This window comes from Mammaliicoccus sp. J-M40 (assembly GCF_022386395.1).
Taxonomy (GTDB): domain Bacteria; phylum Bacillota; class Bacilli; order Staphylococcales; family Staphylococcaceae; genus Mammaliicoccus; species Mammaliicoccus lentus.
Map to the genome: position 1 here is coordinate 1 of NZ_JAJNIQ010000040.1, position 441 is coordinate 441.

The 441-nt window shown below is 35.1% G+C and carries 1 protein-coding gene; it reads right to left on the reverse strand.

All coding sequences use genetic code 11. The features are described 5' to 3' along the window. Positions 1-50 precede the first annotated feature (50 nt). The coding region (locus LQ688_RS13930) for an IS256 family transposase (protein WP_017466675.1) at positions 51-441 on the reverse strand (391 nt) is incomplete at its 5' end.

Sequence of the window (441 nt, forward strand, 5' to 3'; positions counted from 1 at the left end):
AGTCAAGTCCAGACTCCTGTGTAAAATGCTATACAATGTTTTTACCATTTCTACTTATCAAAATTGATGTATTTTCTTGAAGAATAAATCCATTCATCATGTAGGTCCATAAGAACGGCTCCAATTAAGCGATTGGCTGATGTTTGATTGGGGAAGATGCGAATAATCTTTTCTCTTCTGCGTACTTCTTGATTCAGTCGTTCAATTAGATTGGTACTCTTTAGTCGATTGTGGGAATTTCCTTGTACGGTATATTGAAAGGCGTCTTCGAATCCATCATCCAATGATGCGCAAGCTTTTGAATATTTTGGTTGATCGATATAATCATGAATCAATCGATTTTTAGCCTCACGCGCTAAGTTAATATCTGTGAACTTAAAAATTCCTTTAACAGCTTCTCTGAAAGATTTTGAATTTTTTTTAGGGGTTCTGTTGCAAAGT